The organism is Cellulophaga sp. HaHaR_3_176, assembly GCF_019021925.1.
In the GTDB taxonomy this organism is placed as follows: Bacteria; Bacteroidota; Bacteroidia; order Flavobacteriales; family Flavobacteriaceae; genus Cellulophaga.
The window spans coordinates 3,085,895-3,108,760 of record NZ_CP058990.1; the positions used below are offsets into that span (position 1 = coordinate 3,085,895).

General features: G+C 33.5%; 19 protein-coding genes and 1 tRNA gene. 6 read left to right on the plus strand and 14 right to left on the minus strand.

The features are described 5' to 3' along the window. The first annotated feature begins 77 nt into the window (after positions 1 to 77). The 4 genes from H0I23_RS13560 (at position 78) to H0I23_RS13575 (ending at position 6,722) form a co-directional block, all read left to right on the plus strand. Positions 78 to 626: a sigma-70 family RNA polymerase sigma factor gene (locus H0I23_RS13560; protein WP_216783835.1), complete on the plus strand. Its 549-nt coding sequence runs from the start codon at positions 78 to 80 to the stop codon at positions 624 to 626. A gap of 57 nt (positions 627 to 683) precedes the next feature. After that, positions 684 to 1,598 carry a FecR family protein gene (locus H0I23_RS13565; protein ID WP_216783836.1) on the plus strand — a complete coding sequence of 305 codons (915 nt, stop codon included), beginning with the start codon at positions 684 to 686 and terminating at the stop codon, positions 1,596 to 1,598. A gap of 72 nt (positions 1,599 to 1,670) precedes the next feature. Continuing rightward, positions 1,671 to 4,946: a TonB-dependent receptor gene (locus H0I23_RS13570; protein ID WP_216783837.1), complete on the plus strand. Its 3,276-nt coding sequence runs from the start codon at positions 1,671 to 1,673 to the stop codon at positions 4,944 to 4,946. 6 nt (positions 4,947 to 4,952) lie between these two features. Next, a complete protein-coding gene (locus tag H0I23_RS13575; RefSeq protein WP_216783838.1) occupies positions 4,953 to 6,722 on the plus strand; it encodes a RagB/SusD family nutrient uptake outer membrane protein in 1,770 nt (589 codons plus the stop codon). A gap of 79 nt (positions 6,723 to 6,801) precedes the next feature. Here the strand turns inward: H0I23_RS13575 and H0I23_RS13580 are convergent, their stop codons facing one another. The 14 genes from H0I23_RS13580 to H0I23_RS13645 all read right to left on the minus strand — a co-directional run bounded on the left by H0I23_RS13580 (position 6,802) and on the right by H0I23_RS13645 (position 20,953). Beyond that, positions 6,802 to 7,434, minus strand: a complete 633-nt coding sequence (locus H0I23_RS13580; RefSeq protein WP_216783839.1) for a Pycsar system effector family protein — start codon at positions 7,432 to 7,434, stop codon at positions 6,802 to 6,804. 20 nt (positions 7,435 to 7,454) lie between these two features. Continuing rightward, a complete protein-coding gene (locus tag H0I23_RS13585) occupies positions 7,455 to 8,111 on the minus strand; it encodes an NAD(P)H-hydrate epimerase (protein ID WP_216783840.1) in 657 nt (218 codons plus the stop codon). A gap of 2 nt (positions 8,112 to 8,113) precedes the next feature. After that, positions 8,114 to 8,869, minus strand: coding sequence for a hypothetical protein (locus H0I23_RS13590; protein ID WP_216783841.1), 756 nt, complete (start codon positions 8,867 to 8,869; stop codon positions 8,114 to 8,116). A 9-nt stretch (positions 8,870 to 8,878) separates the two neighbouring features. Continuing rightward, entirely contained in the window at positions 8,879 to 10,492 is a 1,614-nt protein-coding gene (locus H0I23_RS13595) for a glutamate synthase-related protein (RefSeq protein ID WP_216783842.1), read from the minus strand. A gap of 20 nt (positions 10,493 to 10,512) precedes the next feature. Beyond that, positions 10,513 to 14,031 carry an outer membrane protein assembly factor gene (locus H0I23_RS13600; protein WP_216783843.1) on the minus strand — a complete coding sequence of 1,173 codons (3,519 nt, stop codon included), beginning with the start codon at positions 14,029 to 14,031 and terminating at the stop codon, positions 10,513 to 10,515. Positions 14,032 to 14,057: 26 nt separating this feature from the next. After that, positions 14,058 to 14,420, minus strand: coding sequence for a hypothetical protein (locus H0I23_RS13605; protein ID WP_216783844.1), 363 nt, complete (start codon positions 14,418 to 14,420; stop codon positions 14,058 to 14,060). Beyond that, on the minus strand, positions 14,413 to 14,682 hold the full coding sequence (locus H0I23_RS13610; RefSeq protein ID WP_216783845.1) for a hypothetical protein: 270 nt from the start codon (positions 14,680 to 14,682) through the stop codon (positions 14,413 to 14,415). The genes H0I23_RS13605 and H0I23_RS13610 overlap by 8 nt, the downstream gene beginning before the upstream one ends. 1 nt (position 14,683) lies before the next feature. Continuing rightward, the gene (locus H0I23_RS13615; protein WP_254073609.1) at positions 14,684 to 16,336 is read right to left on the minus strand and encodes a CRTAC1 family protein; all 1,653 of its coding nucleotides are present in this window, start codon (positions 16,334 to 16,336) and stop codon (positions 14,684 to 14,686) included. Further along, positions 16,329 to 17,003 carry a DUF6796 family protein gene (locus H0I23_RS13620; RefSeq protein ID WP_216783846.1) on the minus strand — a complete coding sequence of 225 codons (675 nt, stop codon included), beginning with the start codon at positions 17,001 to 17,003 and terminating at the stop codon, positions 16,329 to 16,331. Before H0I23_RS13620 ends, H0I23_RS13615 begins: the two co-directional genes overlap by 8 nt. A gap of 37 nt (positions 17,004 to 17,040) precedes the next feature. Beyond that, a complete protein-coding gene (locus H0I23_RS13625) occupies positions 17,041 to 17,715 on the minus strand; it encodes a Crp/Fnr family transcriptional regulator (protein WP_216783847.1) in 675 nt (224 codons plus the stop codon). A 489-nt stretch (positions 17,716 to 18,204) separates the two neighbouring features. After that, entirely contained in the window at positions 18,205 to 19,452 is a 1,248-nt protein-coding gene (locus H0I23_RS13630) for a hypothetical protein (protein ID WP_216783848.1), read from the minus strand. Further along, positions 19,453 to 19,956 carry a TlpA disulfide reductase family protein gene (locus tag H0I23_RS13635; protein WP_216783849.1) on the minus strand — a complete coding sequence of 168 codons (504 nt, stop codon included), beginning with the start codon at positions 19,954 to 19,956 and terminating at the stop codon, positions 19,453 to 19,455. A 109-nt stretch (positions 19,957 to 20,065) separates the two neighbouring features. Continuing rightward, a tRNA-Ala gene (locus tag H0I23_RS13640) sits at positions 20,066 to 20,139 on the minus strand. Between the two features lie 13 nt (positions 20,140 to 20,152). After that, positions 20,153 to 20,953, minus strand: coding sequence for a universal stress protein (locus H0I23_RS13645; protein ID WP_216783850.1), 801 nt, complete (start codon positions 20,951 to 20,953; stop codon positions 20,153 to 20,155). Positions 20,954 to 21,001: 48 nt separating this feature from the next. Here H0I23_RS13645 and H0I23_RS13650 point away from each other — a divergent pair, with 48 nt between their 5' ends. Together H0I23_RS13650 and H0I23_RS13655 are read left to right on the plus strand one after the other, a co-directional pair. After that, a complete protein-coding gene (locus tag H0I23_RS13650) occupies positions 21,002 to 21,502 on the plus strand; it encodes a GNAT family N-acetyltransferase (RefSeq protein WP_371736635.1) in 501 nt (166 codons plus the stop codon). A gap of 6 nt (positions 21,503 to 21,508) precedes the next feature. Continuing rightward, positions 21,509 to 22,849, plus strand: a complete 1,341-nt coding sequence (locus tag H0I23_RS13655) for an MATE family efflux transporter (RefSeq protein WP_216783851.1) — start codon at positions 21,509 to 21,511, stop codon at positions 22,847 to 22,849. Positions 22,850 to 22,866 lie beyond the last annotated feature (17 nt).

The window sequence follows — 22,866 nt, forward strand, 5'->3', positions numbered from 1 at the left end:
AAGATAACATTTACTTAAAATAAATTAACGTTTGATTTTCTTCATTTGCAGTAACCATAAAAATTTAAACCCCGCAAATGAAAACACCCCAAGAATTTGAAAAAATATATTCTAATTACTGGGAAAAACTCTATGTTTTCGCTTTTAAAATGACGGGAGACACCAACCTTTCAAAAAATATTATTCAAGATGTTTTCACCAATTTATGGGAACGGAGAGCTGATGTTAAGATTATTTCAATTGAAAATTTTCTGTTTAGAGCTGTGAAAAACCAAGTTTTAAAATCATTCCGAGAACAAAAATTCAATACTACGGCACTTGATGAAACTATTGAAAAGTTTATTGAAGATACTCCTGAGTATTCACCATCAAACTATACTGAATATTTAAATCCACTCTTGGATAAGCTACCCGAAAAGCGGAGAGAAATTCTTTTAATGAACAAGCTGCAGGAAATGAATATTGATCAGATTGCAGAAGAATTAAACCTCTCTAAACAAACTGTAAAAAATCAATTATCATCTGCATTAAGGCAAATTAAAGTAGAATTGACACAGTTGAGTTGGTTGTTTATAGGTTTTATTGGTTTTTCTTATTTACTTAATGTTTGCTTAAACTTATCGTAACATTTCGCGATAGTACGCATTGCGGTTTTCTGGTACTTACTTATAGAAAACACATTTATGCATCAAGAATCAAAATCTATTCTGAAAAAATTATTTTCAAAAAGTGTTCGCAATAAAACGAATGCCTCTGAAAATAAACTGCTTACTGCTCTTCTTCTAAAATTATACTATACTGCTTCTTGGGACGAAAAGAGTATGGGAGACAAAAATGAGATTAGAGATGAAATAAGATCTAAAATAAGCATAAAACCAGTAAAAAAGCTAAACCTTACTTTTTTAAAATATGCCGCAGCAATAGCTATTATCATTTCCCTTGCCTTTATTATTCAATATAAAAGTACTACTTCAAATATACTGGTTATCACAACAGAAAATGTGCTAGATTCTATTGCATTAAACGATGGTTCACTGGTCTATTTAGCTCCAAACTCTAGTTTAGAATATCCTGAAAAATTTAACGGGGAGCAGCGGAATGTAAAACTTTTGAAAGGGAATGCTTTTTTTGATATCGCTAAAGACCCTGACCATCCTTTTGTTATCCAATCAGGAGAAATAAAAACAAAGGTACTAGGCACGTCTTTTCATATTCGTTTGGAAGAAAAAAGCTGTAGGGTAGCTGTTGTTACAGGAAAAGTAGAAGTGAGCTACAAAAATAACACTGAAAATTTAATTCCTGGAGAAGAGGTGCACACTACAGGAAATACTTTAAAAAAAGAAGAGCTAAAAGGTATCATGAATCTTAATTGGTATAACCAAGATATACACTTAAAAGAGGTACAAGTTAAGGAAGTGTTAGATTTAATTCAACTTAAATACGGCATTACAAACACACTAAAAAACACTAAAATAAACACTTTAAAACTTACTCTATTTATCGGTAAAAAGGCGAGTGTAGAAGACATTTTAAATCAAATAAATTATATAACCAATTTAAATCTACACTATGAAAATGAAATAATTACTACTGATTAAAATTAAAAAAACCGCAATTGCTACGAACAATTGCGGCAAATGTTCAAGCATTATTCACTAACACTTAAATAAATGTATTTTAAAAATATTCCTTTTAAATTAAAACCAATACTTTTTTTAGTATTAAGTTTATTTTTCATCCAAACAGGATGGTCAAATGACACTTTAAAGAACCAAAACACAATAACAGTTAATTATATAAATGCAGATTTAATTACATTATTAAATGAAGTAAGCTCACAATCTTCATACAATTTTAGCTATGGAGAAGACATTATAAAAGATGGTAAAAAGTATACGGTTTCTTACCACAATACTTCGTTAGAAAATGCTTTAAAAGATTTAGGAGCTAAGGCCGGTTTCTCTTATCGTATTGCAAATAACGTAGTACTCCTAAAGAAAATAGTTCCAATAATTAGAAGTGTAGTTTCTCAGCAAACTATATCAGGTGTTATTTTAGACGAGAACAACGCTCCATTACCTGGTGCAAGCGTGCAAGTTAAAGGAACTTCTAATGGAGTGGTTACCAACTTTGATGGAGAGTTTCAGATAGAAACTAGTATCGGAAGTATTTTAAAAATTTCATACATCGGGTATAAATCAGAAGAGGTAACTGTATCTACTACCACTATTAGAGCTCAACTTACCCCAGATGCAGCAGAGCTTAATGAAGTAGTTGTTGTTGGTTATGGTAGCCAAACCAAAGCAGATGTTACGGGTGCTGTAACTCAATTAAAGGAATCTAGCTTTAGACAAGGTATCAATACTTCTCCTGATGGTTTATTACAAGGTAAAGTAGCCGGAGTACGTGTCGTAAATACAAGCGGAGAACCTGGTGCAGGTATAGATGTAAGTATTCGTGGCGTTGGCTCTATCCGTAGTGGTAGTAGTCCGCTGTTTGTTATTGATGGTGTACCATTAACTAATGATGATGTGAGTCCTTCTGGTTCTAACGTAGGGTTTGGTTCCTCAAGTGCTAAAAATCCTCTAAACTTTTTAAATACAAGTGATATAGAGTCTATAAATGTATTGAAAGATGCCTCTGCTGCTGCAATTTATGGTGCAAGAGGATCTAATGGGGTGGTAATTATCACCACAAAGAAAGGAAAAACAGGAAAAGCCTCTTTGACCTTAGATACTTATTTAGGAATGTCTACAGTAGCTAATAAAATGGATCTTCTAAATGCTAATGAGTATAGAGCTGCCATTACAGATGATGCTTTTGACCATGGCGCCTCTACAGATTGGCAAAATGAAATTTATAGAACAGCTATTACGAAAAGTAATGTCTTATCCTACTCCAAAGCAAATGAGAGTGGAAACTATTATGTTTCCTTAGGGAATATGGATCAAGAAGGTATTGTTAATAACAGCGAGTTCAGCCGAACTTCTGGGAGAATAAATGTTGCTGAGAGTTTTTTAGACGATAAGCGTTTAAAAATTAAAGTAAACCTTACTGCCAGTGAAACTGTAGATAACGGAGTACCTACTAGTGATGATGGTGGGTCTAATGGCCAATTAATTATACATACGTTAATGGCAAACCCTACAAGATCTGTATTTGATGAAAATGGAGAGTTTACCAATTTCAATATGAATGCGCATTACAACCCAGCATACTTATTAAGCATTTATGAAGACGAAACACGTACATTACGTATTTTAGGAAACATAGAAGCTTCTTTACGCCTTTTTAAAGGTTTAGAATATAAATTGAATTACGGAATAGACCGCTCTATTGCAGAACGTAACACTACTATATACCCTAACCTTACCGATTTGAACCCGTTAGGAATGTATGTTCAAAATAATTTAGAATCTAAAAGTACTTTATTAGAGCACTACTTAACCTACAACCTATTAGCAGGAGAAAAGCATAAGTTAGAAGTTTTAGGCGGATTTTCTTATCAGAAATTTGAACGTTCAGGAACCAGTTTTAATTTAGATAACATTCCTGAGAAAGACAATGGAGTTAAACCAGTATACAGCCCAACTTCTAATAATTCACAAATTAATGTAGATGGTTTTGCACAAGAGAATGAGCTACAGTCATATTTTGGAAGGTTTAATTATTCTTTTGACGGTAAATATTTACTAACTGCTTCTATGCGTGCTGATGGTTCTACCCGTTTTGGCGAAAATAGTAAATATGGTTACTTTCCTTCTTTTGCTTTAGGTTGGAATATTTCTGAAGAAAAATTTTTAGCAGATAGCCCTGTAGAAAGTCTTAAGTTAAGAGCAAGTTGGGGTCAAACAGGAAACCAAGAAGTGCAAAACAAAATAACACAAGCTAGTTATGCTCTCTCTGGAGCAGATGGGTATTACCTATATGGTAATGATGCCTTAATCAATGGAATATCAGTATTAAGAACGCCTAACCCAGATCTTAAATGGGAAGTTGTTGAACAGTACAATGTTGGTTTAGATTTTAGTTTATGGAATAGAAAATTATATGGTTCCTTAGATTATTTCCAAAAAACTACTACAGATGCGATATTAAACATCCCTTCTCAGGTATTAAGTCCAACTGATAATATTTGGGTAAATATAGATGGTGAAATTGTAAATTCTGGTCTGGAATTTATGGTAGGCTCTAACCTTGTTTCTAACTCAAATTTTAGTTGGGATGTAGATGTTAACGGCGCAACATTAGCTAATGAAATTAAAAATTTACCCGTATCAGAAATACTATCTGGCTCTATTTCTGGACCTGGTCAATCTGGGGTTTTAGCAAATATTTATAAGAGCGGTTATGCTGCTGGCTCTTTTTACTTATTAGAACATGTAGGTTTTGATGAAGACGGGTTTGATGTATTTAATGACACCAACAATGATGGTAATATTACTGCAGATGATCGTATTATTATAGAAGGTGCTTTACCAAAATTCACTTACGGCTTTAACAGTCAAATGAAGTATAAGAATTTTGATTTCTCTTTTTCTTTAATAGGTCAAGCAGGAGGATATTTAATTAATAACACTGGCTTAAATGCTTTAAATATTAATAATTTGGCATCTGATAGGAACGTTTCAACTGCCTATTATGAAACTGGTGCAAACCCTGCAAATTCACCTCAACTATCTACCTTCTACTTAGAAAAATCAGATTTTATACGCTTAAACACCGCTCGTTTAGGGTATAATTTACAAGTGAATAATGTAAACTGGTTAGAAGGAATCAACTTATATATTACAGGCCAAAATCTCTTGACTATATCCAATTATTCTGGTTATGACCCACTAATTAATAGTCCAAAATCTAGTGGCGGAAATCAGTCTTTAGGGATTGATTATTCTAGCTACCCAGGTTCTAGAACATTTATTTTAGGTGCAATTTTTAAATTATAATAGACTATGAAAACGCAGAAAAAATTAACAATATACAGCATTACTTTCCTCATGCTAAGCTTACTCTTTACCAGTTGTACAGATTTAGAAGAGGTAGTTTTAGATGAAGAATTAGGAGAGCAAACAGCAGATCCAGAGGGTGTACTAGCATCGGCCTATGACCGTTTAGGTGATAAAACTTTTGTAGATCATGGTGGTGTTTTTGCACTTCAAGAGTATACCACAGATATTGCCATGTTACCAACACGCGGTAGTGACTGGGGAGATGGTGGCAAATGGAGGTCTATGCATGAGTTTACATGGGCGCCAGACAATGGTATCACAACTGAAAACTGGAATTATCTAACCAATGGAATTACACGCTCATTAACAGCTGTAGAGAGTATTTATAATTCTGACGCCAGCAATAAGGAGTTATTTTTAGCCGAAGCTAGAGGTTTATTAGCTTTTTACACCTATACCACCTTAGATCTTTATGGGCAAGCACCCTACAGAGATCCTTATGGAGGAGAACAAACCATCCAAATTTTACAAGCAGCAGATGCCATTGATGATTTAATCGTTGAAGTAGAAGCTATTCTTCCAGATTTGGCCGGTTTAGGAGAGCAATCTACTTATAATGGCCGTTTTACAAAAGAGGCTGCTTACGGTTTGTTAGCAACAATGTATTTAAATAGAGCGGTGTTTAAAGACCGCTACAATAGCAATTCTTCTTTTGATTTTACGCAAGCATCATTAACCTCTGGTAGTAATGATATGGAGCAAGTAATTAAGTACACTTCACTATTAATCGATTCCGGAAAATTTGCTTTAGAAAGCAACTATTTTTCTAATTTTTCAATTGATAACGGATCCAGTACTGAAATGATTTTTGCTGTAATTCAAGAAATTGAAGCAGTACGCTCTGGAGATAATGATTTTGGATATGTATCTGTAGCTAGAAACCAAAGACCTTCTCCTGCAAATAGAGGCACCAATGCAGCATGCACTACTCCTGAGTTTTTTGCTACTTGGAGCGGTAATGAAAGTGATCCTCGTTTTTCTAGAAAATATCAATATGGTGACGGCACTTGGTTTATGAATGATGGTACTGATGTAAGTGTTCCTGCTGAAGATTTTGTTCCTGATTCAGAAAGCAATGCTTGGTTTCATTTTAATAGTGGTTTCTTAAACGGACCTCAGTACGGACCTGTTTTAGATGGTAATGGAGGCTTTATTATGACTTCCGATGGTAGAATTGAAGTTTCTCCATTAGTGATGGAAAAAAGTACGGCTACTCCTATGGATTTTACTCCTGAACTTAACTTTGATAATCCGGCTCAGGCTGTTTTTGCTCAAAATCAAATCAACAGAGGGGTACGAATTTTTAAGTTTGAATATGATCCAGAAAATGGAAATGGCAATAGTAAGGTTGATATTCCATTATACCGTTTAGGAGGAATGTTTGCTATGCGAGCAGAAGCCTATTTTAGAAACGGACAAACAGGAGATGCATTAACGGATATAAATACACTAAGAACAAGCAGAACTCGAGAATCGCTTTTTAGTAATGCTCCTGGCGAAGCAATAACAACTTTAGATGAAACACAATTGTATAAAGAAATAGGGTTTGAATTGTATTGGGAACTACAAAGAAGACCTCAAATGATCCGTTTTGGCACTTTTGATGTTGCATACACAGCTAAACCAGCGACAGAACCCTTTAGAAGAATTTTCCCTATCCCACAGGAAACAATGGATGTAACCAAACAATTTACACAAAATAGCGGGTATTAAGTTTAGTTAGTTTTTCAAACCAAAAGCTCCATAAGTAAATTATGGAGCTTTTTTATTTATTCTAAAATTTAAAAAAACATTACACCATCGATGCAAAGAATAAATGACACATAAGAAAAGCTATAACCGAAAGAATAATCCCGATTAAAAAAACATGAAAAGATTTACGAAGAAGTCTAAACTTTCTATCTATTGTTTTACCTAGGTGATAGGTGTCTTTTGCAATAGTTTCATACAACTCATCTCCTTTATACATTAAACCAGTCATCTGCGTTACATACTCTTCTTCATTCATGGTATTGAAATTCCCATAAAACAATAAGTTGTTCGTGTGCATCTCCCCATGTTTTAATTCTGGCCTAGTAGCAAAAATTGCAAATGCAATGGATATAATATTGGTAAGCAACATCATGATAACAGGATAAATTAAATGCGGATCTTCATCTAGCTGACCATAAACAGTTCCTAAAATTATAGAAAGGATAAGTGCATTTATAGAAATCAATATGTTTGACTTCCTATCAATCATTGTATTTAGCGTATATTGATTTTTAGAAACTAATCTAAACAGGGTTTCTGCACCACGTTCTGACCTTGGTTCTACCTTAGCCAATTTCTTTTTTAATGCCTTTAAGCCATCCATATCAATATTTAATTCTTCCATTAAATATTTACTTTCTGCTTTTTGTATTTTTTTATCTTTTGGCTCCATACGGATTAAAGTTAGCTATTTTATGATTTGAAAAAAGAAGGCATAGGAATATTAAATTTTTCATAGATACCATAAGGTATTCCTATATCTGCAATAAAAATTTTAGTTTTAAGAGAGAGCGTATTCAGAATTTGTTTAGGTGCTGCCAAGGTAAGCACTTGATCTGCTTGAAACATTGGTTGTGTAATATCCTCAGAAACACCCATAGGAATATCTAATGAGATTTTAAGCGCATTAGAACTATTAGCTGTTTGTATTCTACTTAAAAACACTTCACTCAATGGAAGCCTTTGTGAGAAACCTAAATAAGCATCAACCCAAATATCTGGTGCTGCTATTATTCCTTTTTTTGCCCCAAACAGCAACGCACGTTCTAATTGCTCTGCAGGTAAATTTTTAGTAATTTCGACAGGTATATCTAAATACACCTCAAAACCCCAAGCGGCCAACCTACGAGCCGCAACTAAACCGCCACCGCCATTATTACCATTACCTATTCCTATTAAAATTTTAGATGTTTTTTTCGCAGTTAATGCAATTAAATTAGCTAGTTGCAAACCTGCATTTTCCATCATCAGGGGTATTGGTAAATTATACTGTTCTACCGCAAGGTAATCCATCTCCTTAAAAGAAGCTAATGATAATGCATCCGTAGCTTTAAAATGATTTTCTATCAAAATTATAATGCCTTATAGGTTAAGATCGTTTCTTTAAAAAATGCGATTACTTTTTCTTCATCTAAACCACTCATAGGGTTTACAGCTCCTTTAAAACCTTCATTTTTCCAACTTCCTAAAGATAATTTTTTAAATTCTTCTGTACTAATACCTTCATGCCCGTTGTACCCACTAGTATACAAATAAAAATCATCGACTAGCGTATCTGGTATTGCCATACCAAAACCTACACTAACATTTTCAGGTTTATCTAAAGTTATAAAACCTCCAGTATCAAAATGATGTGGCCAAATCCGAATACCTGTCTCTAAATTTAATTCTTTAACTACGACCTCTAAAGAATTTTGAGCGATTGTACGCAAGTTTACTAACCCATTAAGCTCTTCTTGTGCTGGTTTTGCAAACGTAAAATCATCTGCTATTTTTTCATAGGGTAAGTCATAATGTAACGCAAAACTATATGGAGTATTCCGTCCTAAAACTTCCGTTACATTCTGAATCCATGTCACTATTTCTTTATGCGTTTTACCGTCTAAAAGAAAAGTTTCTATTTGCTCTTCATTACGTAACCAATAAAGAGAGAATGACTTGTAGTCAAGTGCTAATTTATGCCCTATATCACTTAATGTCCATGTTTCTAAATATCCTTTTTTTGTATTAAACCCAAGGTTAGTATGGCTATCATCTGCCTTTTTATCTAAAAAATTAATCCCGGCTGTTGCTAGGTATTGTGCTGCAATATGAATTTGATTTGTCATGAGTAAATTTTAAAGATTAGTTCCTGCATAAGGTATTCCTGTTAAATGGTGCATTTCTCTATTAAAGGTTGATAAGTCTTCCTGATTAAATTTAGAGATATCATCATAACCACATGCTCTTGCAATTACTTTGATTAGATTATTGGTTGCATCAAAATAATTATGCAATTGTTTCGCTGAAGCATCTATAATTAATCGGCTTCTTAAAGATTCTTTTTGAGTTGCTATTCCTACTGGGCAGTTATTGCTCCCACAGGCCCTCATACCTAAACAACCAATGGCTTGTAGTGCAGCATTAGAAACTGCAACAGCATCTGCTCCTAACATTAATGCTTTTCCATAATCTTCTGCAATTCGCAGTCCGCCTGTAATTATTAAGGTTACCCCAGTAGCATTTACTTTATCTAAATATTTACGTGCTCTTGCCAAAGCTGCAATAGTTGGTACATTTATATTGTCTCGTAAAATGGTAGGAGCAGAGCCTGTACCTCCACCACGACCATCAAGAATAATATAATCTACTCCCACATCTAAGGCAAATTGGATGTCTTTTTCTATATGGCTTGCTGCTATCTTAAATCCTATTGGAATTCCGCCTGTATGCGCTCTTACTTTATCTGCAAAGGCCTTAAAATCTTTCACCCCATGAAAATCTGGAAAAGTTGCTGGGGAAATTGCTGTTTCACCCTCTTTTAAACCTCTTACCTCTGCTATTTCTTTACTTACTTTGCTTCCTGGTAAATGACCTCCTGTTCCTGTTTTAGCCCCTTGTCCGCCTTTAAAGTGAAACGCTTGTACATGATCTAATTTATCCCAAGAAAAGCCAAACTGTGCAGAAGCAAGCTCATAAAAATATTTACTGTTATTTTCTTGCTCTTTAGGAAGCATTCCGCCTTCTCCTGAGCAAATACCTGTACCCGCAAGTTCTGCTCCTTTTGATAATGCAATTTTTGCTTCTCGTGACAATGCACCAAAACTCATATCACTTACAAATAAAGGAATGTCTAAGCTTAAAGGTTTTTTTGCATTAGGACCGATCACTACTTTAGTAGCTACCTCATCTTCATCTAACAAAGGGCGACTTGCTAATTGTGCCGGTAAAAACTGAATATCACTCCATTTTGGAAGTGTATTTCTATCTACCCCCATAGACGCAGAGAAACCATGATGTCCAAGATTTTTTAATCCGTTTTTTGCCAATTCTTTTATATACCCTGTATAAGGTTCTGTTTCTTCAGGGTGCGTATCTGCGTAAGCTCCTAAATATTCTTCCCGATTAAAAGGTTGTGCGTGTTTTTCTAAATAGGTATCAATTTCTACTTCATCTACGAAAAGGTCTCCATTTTCAACTTTTGTTGTAAACTTATGCAGCACTTCATTATTATTATATTCAGAAACACCTGTATCATATCGATAATCCCAACCATGAACTCCACAGATAAGATTATGACCATCAATATGCCCATCAGACATTAATGCTCCTCGATGCAAACATCTTCCGTAAAGTACTGATATCACATCATCAAACTTAACAATGACCAAATCAAGACCATTAACTAAAGCATGAGCCGGTTTTTTGTTTTCTAATGATTTTACTTGCGCAATAACAATTGGTTTTTTCATATGTATATTGGTTTTTAGTATTAAAATGAGAATCCGAGTACAAAGACAATTCTACCACCATCTGTACTATTAAAATATCCAAGATTAGCCGTTAAAGCTTCTGCTCCAACTACCCATAAAGAACCTCCAGCGGAGTTATGCCAAACATTAGAGTTATCGTCACTTGTCCAAACACGGCCATAGTCAAAACTTCCTGTTACTCCAAAACGAATAGGAATTACACTTGTTTTTAAACCTCCTAATGGTATTCTTAAATCTGTATTCTGATAAAAAGATTGTTTACCTGTAAAACGTTCATTTCTAAATCCTCTAAGGCTATTATTACCTCCTAATCTAGCACCGTGATAAAATTCAAAATCATCACCTAAAATAACTTCACCTCCTAATTTGGTAGCCAAAACTAGGCTGCCACTTCTTGTAAGTTTATGGCTTATTGCTAATTCTGGTTTTAGATACCCAAAGCTATTATCTGCTGTGGTATCATCAATATTTGTTTTATACCCTGCAGTTAAGCCCATATTTAAACCTAAGGTAGGGAAGGCTGCGCTATCCTTATTTTCATAATTATAAGTAGCCTCTGCTCCACCATAAATTTGATGCTGAAAAATTGAGTTGTCTGCTGAAAAGTCTGAAACAAAACGATCTTCTGTATTTTCAACATCAAATGATTCTACAAGAGGTTTAAACTGAAAATACCCTCCATTTGCTCCTCTCCAATTTAAAGAGATAGCAGCATTCCACTTACGAATTCTAACTCTATTAAAATCTAAATCATTAACATCTTTATCATACTCTGTTTCATTACCAAACCCAAAGAAATTCTCAGCAAAATTTGGACTTGTATACAAACCTTCTATTCCAAAATTCCAATGCTTAAAAATGTTAGAAAATTCTCCTTTATACGAAACATCAAAACCTGAGGTACTTGTGTAATAAGCTGCATTAATACTGTGTTTATACGTAAATGGGTTTCTTTGCAAACCATAATAAGCATGATTACTAAGTACACCAATCTTAAGACCATCATCTGGATTGACAGCAATTATGGGTAATAATTGATCAAAACTATATTTTACTTTCTTGTGATCGTAGTTATTAATACTATAATCATCTACAAGCCATTTTTTAGATTTTTTATTGACGATTGTATTTTCCTTACTCTTATAATCGTATAACTTTACTTTTTTGGTGTTTTTAAAATCGTAGGTGTCATTCTTCTTCCCTCCAATTATTTTTATATTTACAAGATGATCTCCTTCACCTTCTACTACAAATGTATCACTACCATCAAGACCATATATCCATATTTCTTTAGTAACATCTCTAGAAAAAGTACGGTTTAGAATTCCTAAATCCTTACGATCTATTCTTATGTTTGTTTGACCATCTGGTAATCTAGTAATTTTAAAATCGTCTGATTTTTGTGTTCCTGTAACTACCTCAAATTTATTTAAATACAAATAATATGCATTAGCAATTTTTAAAAGATTTTCACGTCTTCCTTTTAGCTTCTCTTTTATATCATCTATTGTAGCCCCTTTAATTTCTGCTGGTATATTTTCAAATGCCTTTTCTATAGCTGCATCAGAAAGACTTTCTTGTATTGCTTTTGCCTGCTTTTCCCATTCTTCCCAACCAGAAGCATTGATCAATGTTAAATCTAAATGGTATGGAGATGATGCAAACCACTTTACGCTTCTTAAATCATCATCATAAGTTTGCATTTTACGCAAACCTGGTATTGCTCTAGTTAAAAAACTTATAAGCGCACCGTCATACTTTGAAAAAGCTTGATCTCGATCTCTTGGAATAGGCTTACAATATTCTGTACCATCATCGTTTTTAAAAAGTGCCCAACGCCATTGATCTTCATGTCTGTCCCAATCTCCTAAAAGCATATCGAAAAGACGTGCTTTAATATAAGAAGGTTCATCTACAACAGATTTACCTGATTTATGGATTTCTTGTAAAACATCAGCAGTACTTAAAATTTTAACAGGTGTACCAAAAGATTCTGATGCTAATTGTGTATCTCCTACATGCTCTTCTATCATATAGAGTTCATCACCAAAATCATCATTAAACTCTGCTAAAGTTTTTTGTTTAGGAATATAATACAGCTCAGGATTGGTATGAAAAACACCTACAGCATCTGATAAATCTCCAATAGCAAAAGGAGTATAAGGGTGCGAAGTCGTATAGAAATCAGAAAGAAATTTATCGACAACTGTATCATCTAAAGCATCTCCAATATAAGTGTCTTGAAAAGCATTGGCTTGTAAAAATTTAATAGTGCTCTTTTTTAATGCACGCATTACAAACTGCTGTCCGTTTTTATCTTCTAATCTAAGTGATTTTGATTGTTGCCCACCACCACGTTTAACAGGTGTTAGTCCGCCTTTTAGAGTATCTAAAAGCACTACAGGTACGTTTACTTCCTTACCATAATATTCTCGGTAATGATTTCCCCAAAGTGCCTTATATACGCCACTTTTAGTAGTTTCTTCTTTGGTATACACCGCTGCAGATTTTTTAGAAGGAAAATTATTTTTGATTGGAGAAACTTCAACCTCATCTTGCGCCCCGCCTTTTAAAATAGTTGTTGAAAAAGCTTTTTCTGGCATCCCGTTTTCAAGTGTAAAAAAATGTACTACAACTTTTCCGTTCACGCCAATATCTAAACGTGCATAACCATTTTTTGCTAATGCAAACTGCCCATCATCTTCTTTTTTTACTGCTTCTAAGTCTCCTGCTGCTCCACTAATAATCTGAGGAACCGAAGTATTAAGGTATTGCAAATTTTTACCAAGACCCGATAGAAAAATAACATCATCAGCACCTCTAGCTATAGTTTTTAGACGTTGTCTTAAACTTCTATATTCTGCATTCTGGAAATCATTAACGTTAAAACCCCCTGTATTAGCCAATAACCCTTGTCTTGTATTTGTTTCTATAGGATGGTGAATTGCTATAAGAATTATTTTTCCTTGTGCTTTTTTTATTCGGTTTTCGAATTCTAAAAAGAATAAGTTCCTATTCTTAATTTCAGCATCTTCATTGATATACACATTCTGGTTCCAATCTTCTAAATACCACTGAGAATCTACGGTAATTAATACCACATTTTCAGAAATGTCATAGGAATCTATAGGCTCATCATTATCAGGATAAAACTTAGCTTTACTATTTTTTTTTATATGTTTTTCAATATCTTTTAAACGTTTATAGCCTTCTTTTGACCATTCTTGACCACCGCTTATGAATATAGCTTCTTTCTTAAAATCATTTACAATTAAGAGCTGCTCATTAAGTGATGATTCATAATTTTCTTTAGGAGCTTCGTTACCCAATAAAAGTAGCATAGGGTTTTCTGCAGATTTTGCAGCTAAGGCTATTTGACTAAGGACATGAGTATTTGTTATATCTGAAGTGTTACCAGTCATGTAAATAGTTTTTTCTATTTCTTGTGAAAAAACTAAGCTTGAGCTTAGTACCGCTGTTAGAGGCAACAAAAGGTTGAGTAATTTAAAAGTTTTCATTTTTGAACCGTTAGTTTATTAATTTATTATTTTTTAATCTGAATAATTTTAAGCGTAATTAATAATGAAAAAATTGCAAAAGACAAATAACACATAGGTAAACCCCCATCTGTTTTAGGGCACTCACTATGCCCTAAATATTGCATCACTGAAGCGATTATTGCAATTACAAAAGCTAAGCCTGTAAAAAGGAAATAGAGTATATTCCATTTCTTTTTTAAATGTGCCACAAGAGGAACTAAAAAACAAAATAAGACTATAAAGCATGCAGGTATTATTCCTATTTTAGGGCAACCGTTTCCTGTCTGCACTTCTTCTATTACAAGCCCTCCCACTCCTATAGTTCCAAAAATGAGTAAGACTAGAATTACTCTATAAATACTAATCATTAGAACGTAATTGACATGTCGGACATTCTAACCCATTAACCGTACTTTTTAATCTTATACCACTTAAATTTGTAACGATAAAGTTTTGAATAAAAGCATGTTTACGTTCTTTATTATTGACTTCTATTTGAATGTCTTTATATTTTTTACGGATAATGTTGCCATATTCTTGGTCTCCCCAACAATTAGGACATACTGATGCTGGGGTTTCATCAAATGCATCTGGTCTTTTATTAAAAACTGATTTTAAAAGATTTTTCATATTATTGAGTTATAGAATCTTTTAACATCATTTTCATTGCTAGCAATTTTTCTTTTTCAACGTCTACTATGGTATTTACCTTAGAGTTAAAAAGCTCATCTACTTTACCATTGGAATATTGGATTGTAATTTTATTCACCGTAGTTTCTTCTCCTAACCCAAAATTTAATAACGCAGTTTGATCGCTAGCAAGCCCTTCTCCCGTAACCAACCAATCTGTTAGTTTTTTCGTTGGAGTTTCTACAGTGACTTTTGCCCCCATAGTTTCTGCATTTTCTAATAAATTAATTTGAATATAATTGTTATTACCACCTTCGTTAAGATAAGCAAAAGCTGGCCCATCTATATTGGTCCAAATTAAATCTAAATACCCATCCTTATTAAAATCACTTACTAAAGCGGTTATCCCATAAAAAGGATTCTCAACACCACTTTCCTTTTCGGTAGGCACAAAAGTGTGATCTTCTTTCTGCACTAAAAATCTTCCTGGTAGTTTAAACAGTTTACTAAATGGAAAATCAACATAATTTTCTGCTACAATTAAATCTTGAAGTCCGTCATTATTCATATCCGCAAATGTGCATCCCCATGAAAACTCATACCCAGCAATCTTAGCATCTTCTGCTGCATCTGTAAACTTAAAATTACCTTCATTTTTAAAAAGAATCCATTTATCTGTAAACAGTTCTTTATTTTTAATATCACCACTCGCCATAAAGTCTGGTGCTGTAGTACCTACATTAGAAAACATAAAATCTACAAGACCGTCATTATTATAATCCCCGACTGCCAAGCCCATAGGGTAAGCAAATTTCTTTGTTAAAGGGTTCTCTTTCATGGTGAATGTTAAATCACCATTATTCTTATACGTTCTAGCCTCTCCGGTATCATGAACCACCACCAAGTCTAACCAAGAATCATTATCAATGTCTACAAGAACACCTTGAAAGGTATTATGTATATAATCTAATCCTGCTTGTTTGGTAATGCTAGCAAAAGTATTATCTCCGTTGTTCAATAAAAGCTCACTCGTAGCTCCATAGTCATAACGTTCAAAAATATTCTGCCCTTCCATTAATTCTTTTTTAAGGTAGGTAGACAGGAAAATATCTAAATCGCCATCTTTATCAATATCGCCCACGGTAATCCCTGCAGGCGTAGATTTCTGGTTGATGGGAGTAGCAATCTTCTTAATGGTAAAAATACCATCTGTATTATAATAAATATACAGACCATCTTCACGACCTAGGACTAAGTCTGAAAATCCATTATTATCCATATCGGCAGATATAGCTCCTAATGTAGTCGTTGTATTTCCTTTTTTAGCTAAGCCAACTTCTTCAGAAATTAAAACAAATGCATGATCTCTATAGGCATAGATCGCATCTTCTTGATCCATTCCTCCACCAAAAAATACTTCATCAATATTATCATTATCAATATCAATAAGTGCCGATGGTGCTATAGGTAATGATTTATCACCCCTATATTGATGGGTGAAATCTAAAGGAATACTCTTAAATTTTGGAATTTTCTCTGCGGCTATACTAACATCGTATTTGTCAGAAACGGAATCTTTCCAGAAACGAAAAAGGACGACCCCTATCATTAATACTAAAGCGATGCCTAGTACTTTTAAAATCTTTTTAATCATGATGTAATGGTTTTATAAAATTGTTTAGTTGATAAATTGATAGGCTAAAAAGTATAAAATGCGTGATATTCATTAAAATAGGTAAGGTATGCTGCCCTATAGATGGTATTGCTAAGCCACTAAGCGCTATGACTATTAAAATAAGTATCGGATTAAAAATGGCCATCCATTTTTTATAGTAGGTACCTCCTTTTAAAATAGCACTCACAAAAGTGATGGATAATAGGGCTATTACTACGCGTAATGCCTGTACTAATATCTCTGCATGATTGGTATAATGCGCTATTAGGTTTTTATAAACTTCTGGAGAGATAGCTTCTTTTAAGTGCACAATATTCCCTATTGTTGCTCTGGAACCAATCCAAATACCCCCTACTGCAAAGGCAATAAAACCTAAGCCAAGCGTAAGTTTAGCGAGTGTTTCACTACCAGATCTCAACATTAAATAAATATGAATATAGCCTGCAAAATAGAATGGAAGTCCTATGACTGCTAAAAAATGCCCAAGTGTCATATGCTCTAGGCTTACAAACGCAAAAAACTCATAGTCTTTTGCATGTCCTAAAATATTGGGTGAATAATGCAGTAAGTATTCTCCTGCCCCCACGAATAGGGCTCCTAATAATCCTAGGTACCCTAGGGTTTTAATGGTTGTAATGGTACTCATAAATGATATGGTCTAGTTGGTTGTTTTAATCGCTTATTTAATTTTCAGGTATATTTCGATGTAGGATCGAAATGTATTTTGAATCATAAAATATTTTTTTCTCTTTACGCAAAGTGCTTAACACATTGTTTACTGTTTGTCGAGAAGTATTGGTCAGGTTTGCAATATCTTTATGAGATAGTAGGTTTTTAGCTTCAATTTTATGCTCCTTAACTACTCCAAATTCTTTTATGTATGATTCAATAAAATCTTCTATTCTTGTTTTACTGCCCTTAAATAAAAGGTTCTCTAATCTGTTTTCTAATTTTTGAATTCGTAATCCGTAAATCTTAAGAATTCTATTTTTTAATGAACTATGCTTTTCTATAAGTCTTTCCATCGTATCAGATTCTATATAGCAAATGATAGAATCCTCAAGCGTTTGCGCCACTTCTTTAGAAGCCGCTTCAAGATTAAATAATGAAAGTTCTCCAAAAATATTACCATTTTTAACGATGTACTTTGTTGTATTATTAGTGGTGTCCATGATTTTAACTGCGCCTTTTTTTAAAAAGAAAACACACTTCTTATTGCGGGTACCAATTTGTATAGTTTGCCCCTTATCAATATTTTCCATCTCTAACAAATCGCACATTTCCATCATTGTGGACATTCCTAATTTTTCAAAAAGATTAAAATCTTGTAGAAACCAATAAGTAGTAAGTGTTTTCAATAGTTACTGATTTTAAGCTAATTACAAAATTAGAAATAATTGCCGTGACTTGCATCTAAAGTGTTTTCTTAAGTTACCTTATGCGACACTTCAAATTCATTTATCTCCATAAGAGATTTTAGTATTAGACGCCACAAAGGATCAATAATTACATTTTATAATTATTTAAACGTTAACATCTTTAGGTTATTGTAAATTTTAACACGTAAAAAGCTACAAAAATACGTACAGCATTTAAAGTGCATATTGCAGAAGAAAGAAGACGAGAACTTGCATTAGAGAGCCATATCATCTATGACTAAAATAGAACTGATGCCGTTTAATAGGTCATATTAACACTGTAGTAAATGTAGGAAAGTTAAATTATCACGCAAGTGAAATTGCAGCTTCAAGAATGGAGCAAATTTTAGGTTATTGACTTCTATTTTGGTTCATAATGAAAACCGCAGCGATGCTCCGTTATTTTTTTATACCTTAAATCATGGTTTATTAGAATATATTTAAGGGAACGTATGCTGTTTTTATACTTGATATTTTAGCATCATGAACAGTCCACGCAAAATACATTTTGTCGCCTACTCTTTCCATTTGAGGAAACCCAGTGTTTCGAGAGTCGCCCATTACACTTATAGAAATTGGCGTAGATTGCATCCCATCTTTAGTTACTTTCATCGCCTTTAAGTAGGTTGTTTTCGCAATTGTTTCCATCCAACTTACAATAGCAGTATCAGGGTTTAGCATTTCAACATCTACCCTACCCAAAGTTTCCTTATTGCTTATTAAAATAGGCTCTAAAAAATCTTCGCCTCCGTTTTTAGAAAAAACTAACTGCACTTTTGGTTTCCCATTTACTGCCGTAAACCAAGCAACTACAACATTATTTTCAATAGCATCTACCTTAGGTCCGTTAACAGGACAGCCTTTTATTTCCCATCCATCCTTATGAATAAATTTAGGAGTTGTCCATTTTCCATCTACGCGTCTTGTAATGGCTATATCTCTAATCTCTTCATCAGTACGGTCTCTATATAAAACAATAGGACCATTAGCCGTAATTGCCGCAGTAGTTTGGCAACAGCTACAGGTTTTAGGATCTAGAAGCATTTCTTCACTAACGGTACCTTCAGAAGAAACCTCAGCTGCTCTAATAGCCATAGTCTCTCCGTGACCCGCATGCGCATCAGCGGCATCAGACATTGTATTTCTCCCGTCTAGCCAAGTGATAAAAAATGAATCCTCTTGATAGGGCAAAGCCGTTACAAAACCATGTTCTGTTTTTGTATTATCGGTATGTAATTCCTTCTGTGTTTGCCATTTTGAGACATCCTGCGGTAAAACATTTAATTTGATGTCATATGCAAAAGTTTCTTTAGAAGATTTTTTAAGGTAATGTGCAAGGAGATTACCATTATTCCCTGTAATGGTTGGATAATCTGCCCAATTTACAAACCAATCCTTACCTGATATAATTTCCTTAGGCTGCTCCCATTTGCCATCTTTTAAATAGGAGTAATTAAGTTGCGTTACAGAATCATTGATACTTTTTACCCAAGAGAGTATGGTTTGTTCCGTGTTTGAAAATAAATGTGGTAATGATGTTTCTGTGCCGCCAGGAAATGCCAAAGGGTGTACAAACACTACATTTTTTTTTGCTGGTACTTGCTCCTTCTTTTTAGACGTACACGAGACAAATAATGCTAGAACTATGCTTACGGTTATGAAATTTATAGACTTCATTTAATTGCTATTCTTTAGTTTCAAAATCATTTCTGGGGAGTCCCACTCAGTTGCTCCGCTAATTACCGAGACTTCCTCTCCTTGCTCGTTATAAATAAAAGTGGCTGGTAGCGCATATATTTTTAATTGCGATAGGGCACCAGTGTAACGTATAAAATTAAGTTTAACATTGTTGTGAGCTTTGAAATTGTTTATGGTTTCGACAGACTCATCGGTAGCTAAAAGAAAGACAAAATTATCATCTTTCAATTGTGTCATGGCGCGCTCCAGAGAAGGCATTTCCTCAATACAAGGGCTACACCATGTTGCCCAAAAATTTAGTAAAATTTTCTTGCCTTTATAATCATTCAAAGAAATAGGATTGCCATCTAAATCGGTGTATAAACTAGAAGGAGTGGTAACTACATCCATCTCATTTACCGAATCAATAGGTTTTTTTTCTATTTGATTGCATGAAATTGAACAGACTAAAAGTAAAATTGCGATTCCAAGGTGTCTTCTCATATGCTATTTATGCCTCCCCTAACAAAAATAACAAATTAAACCCATGAAGCATCAGAGTAAATAAGAAGCGCTACAAAATAAAAAACCACCACTAAATGTGATGGTTTCGTGGAGAATACCGGAGTCGAACCGGTGACCTCTTGCCTGCCAGGCAAGCGCTCTAGCCAGCTGAGCTAATCCCCCTAAAAATTTATATCTAATCTTTTTTAACACTCAGTACTAAAACTGGTACTGGTGCAAAAAATTCTGATTTAGAAATTGTATTTTTTTCCCAAAGTTTTTTAAAGAAGCCTCTTTTTCTTCTAAACACACAAAGTAAATCTGGATGTTGTGCTTGAAAATTTTCTGTTACACCTAAGTAGGTCGTAGCATTTTCTGTAATTGTTAATTGAGAACTAATATCCATTAAAGCTGTATTAATCTTTAAATCGTCATCTGTATAACCTGGTGTTTTAACTAATAACAGGTTAACTTTTGAATTAAATTTCCCTTTTATCTCAACCAACGGATCTAAAATACGATTACGCTTTAAAACGCCTGATTTAAAAGCTGTTAAAATAGAACTATAGGGTTTAAAGACCATTCCTTTTGGCACCAACAAACTCGGTATATTTGTTTGCTTAATTATTCTACCAGATGTATTACCTAAATACAATTGCTCCTGCTGAATATCATTGCTTCTTGGTGATAAAATAATTAAATCTATTCCTAATTCTTTATCTATATCTTTTAATCCGCTTACAATATCACCATTATATGTTGCTATTTTTATAATTGCATTTTTAGCATCAACCTTTTCAATAATTTGCTTGATTCTTTCAATGCTAGTTTCTTCTATTTTTTCAGATATATTACCCAAATTTCCTGTTTTAGATGTTATATTAATAACATCCATTACATATATTTCAGATGAAAATTGAATTGCAAAATCTACAGCATATTGTAGCATTTCATGAGAATCTGGCGAAGTACCAATAGGGACTAATATGTTTTTCATAATTAAGATTAAAGATTATCTTTTAAATTTACGATTAAAAAATAAATAATGCGAATTGCAAAGATATCAGAAATTCCTGAAATACTGTCCATAACAAAGGCTTGCGCTTTGTACATGCAAGAAAAAGGAATATACCAATGGAACGAACATTACCCTTCTAAAAAGGCTTTTGAAAAAGACATCAAAAGAAACGAATTATATGTGTTAGAAGTTGATGCAAAAATAATTGGAACCATCGTTATTTCCACCTTAAAAGATGAAGAGTATAACCCTATTAAGTGGTTAACAACTGAAGAAAATTCTGTTTACATTCATAGGCTTTCTGTTTCGCCTGATTATCAAGGGAAAGGCTTTGCTCAAAAAATGATGGACTTTGCTGAAAATTTTGCCAAACAAAATAATTTTGATTCTATAAGGTTAGATACCTTTGGCCAAAATACTCGAAATATGAGATTTTATGAAGCAAGAGATTACCAAAAATTAGATGCTATCTATTTTCCAAAACAAAGTAAGCATCCTTTTTTTTGTTACGAATTACTATTGAAATAAACCATATTGAACAACCCAATAACATTTAAAAACATAAATAAACTAGCCATACCAGCTACCATTGCTGGCATAGCAGAGCCTTTGCTATCTATAACTGATACAGCTATTGTTGGTAATATTGATGTTGATGGTATTGAGTCGTTAGCTGCTGCTGGTATTGTAGGTTCTTTTTTATCAATGTTAATTTGGGTTTTAGGACAAACTAGAAGTGCTATTTCCACTATAATATCTCAATACGTAGGTGCAGGAAGAATTAATGATGTAAAAACATTGCCCGCACAAGCCATTTTTTTAAATATTAGTTTAAGTATTATAATACTCCTTTCTACCATTTTTATAATTGATGATATATTTCGCTTGCTAAATGCTTCAGGTAAAATTTTAGACTACTGTATTTCTTATTACTCTATTAGAGTATGGGGTTTTCCTTTAACCTTATTCACTTTTGCCATAATGGGAATTTTTAGAGGCCTACAAAACACATTTTACCCTATGTTAATAGCTATAGTTGGCGCCCTAGTAAATGTATTTTTAGACCTTGCTTTTGTATATGGTATTGAAGGTTTTATAAACCCAATGTATTTAGAAGGTGCTGGTTGGGCTAGTTTAATTGCACAAGCAATTATGGCTATTTTAGCATTCATATTATTAGTTACTAAAACAGATATTAGTTTAAAGCTAGTAATGCCTTTTCATTCTGAACTGAAGAGGTTAGTAATTATGAGCCTACATTTATTTGTTAGAGCAATAGCCTTAAACACAGCTCTAATTTTAGCTGTAAGAGAAGCCACTGCACTTGGCGAACAATATATTGGCGCCCATACTATCGCCATAAACATTTGGCTATTTTCTGCCTTTTTTATTGATGGTTATTCCGCTGCAGGCAATAGTATATCAGGCAGGCTTTTAGGTGAAAAAAATTATAATGACTTATATGTTCTCACAAAAAAAATTATGACTTATGGGCTTATTGTTAGTATAACCTTAATGATTTTAGGTTTCATATTTTATAAGCCTATTGGCTCTATTTTCTCTAATGACATACCAGTTTTACAAACTTTTTATGGTATATTTTTTATTGTAATTATTGGTTTACCTATTAATTCTTTTGCTTTTATTTTTGACGGTGTGTTTAAAGGTTTAGGTGAGATGAAATACTTAAGAAACACGTTACTTATTGCTACATTTTTAGGTTTTATTCCAACACTTTTTATAACTAAATACTTAAACCTAGGCCTCTCAGGAATATGGATTGCCTTTACAGTTTGGATGCTTATTCGTGGAGGTGCTCTTGTTGTTGAATTTAAGCGAAAGTTTATGCCTTTAAGAACTGGCCTTCAAAATTAAACTGTGTTCTTAATTTT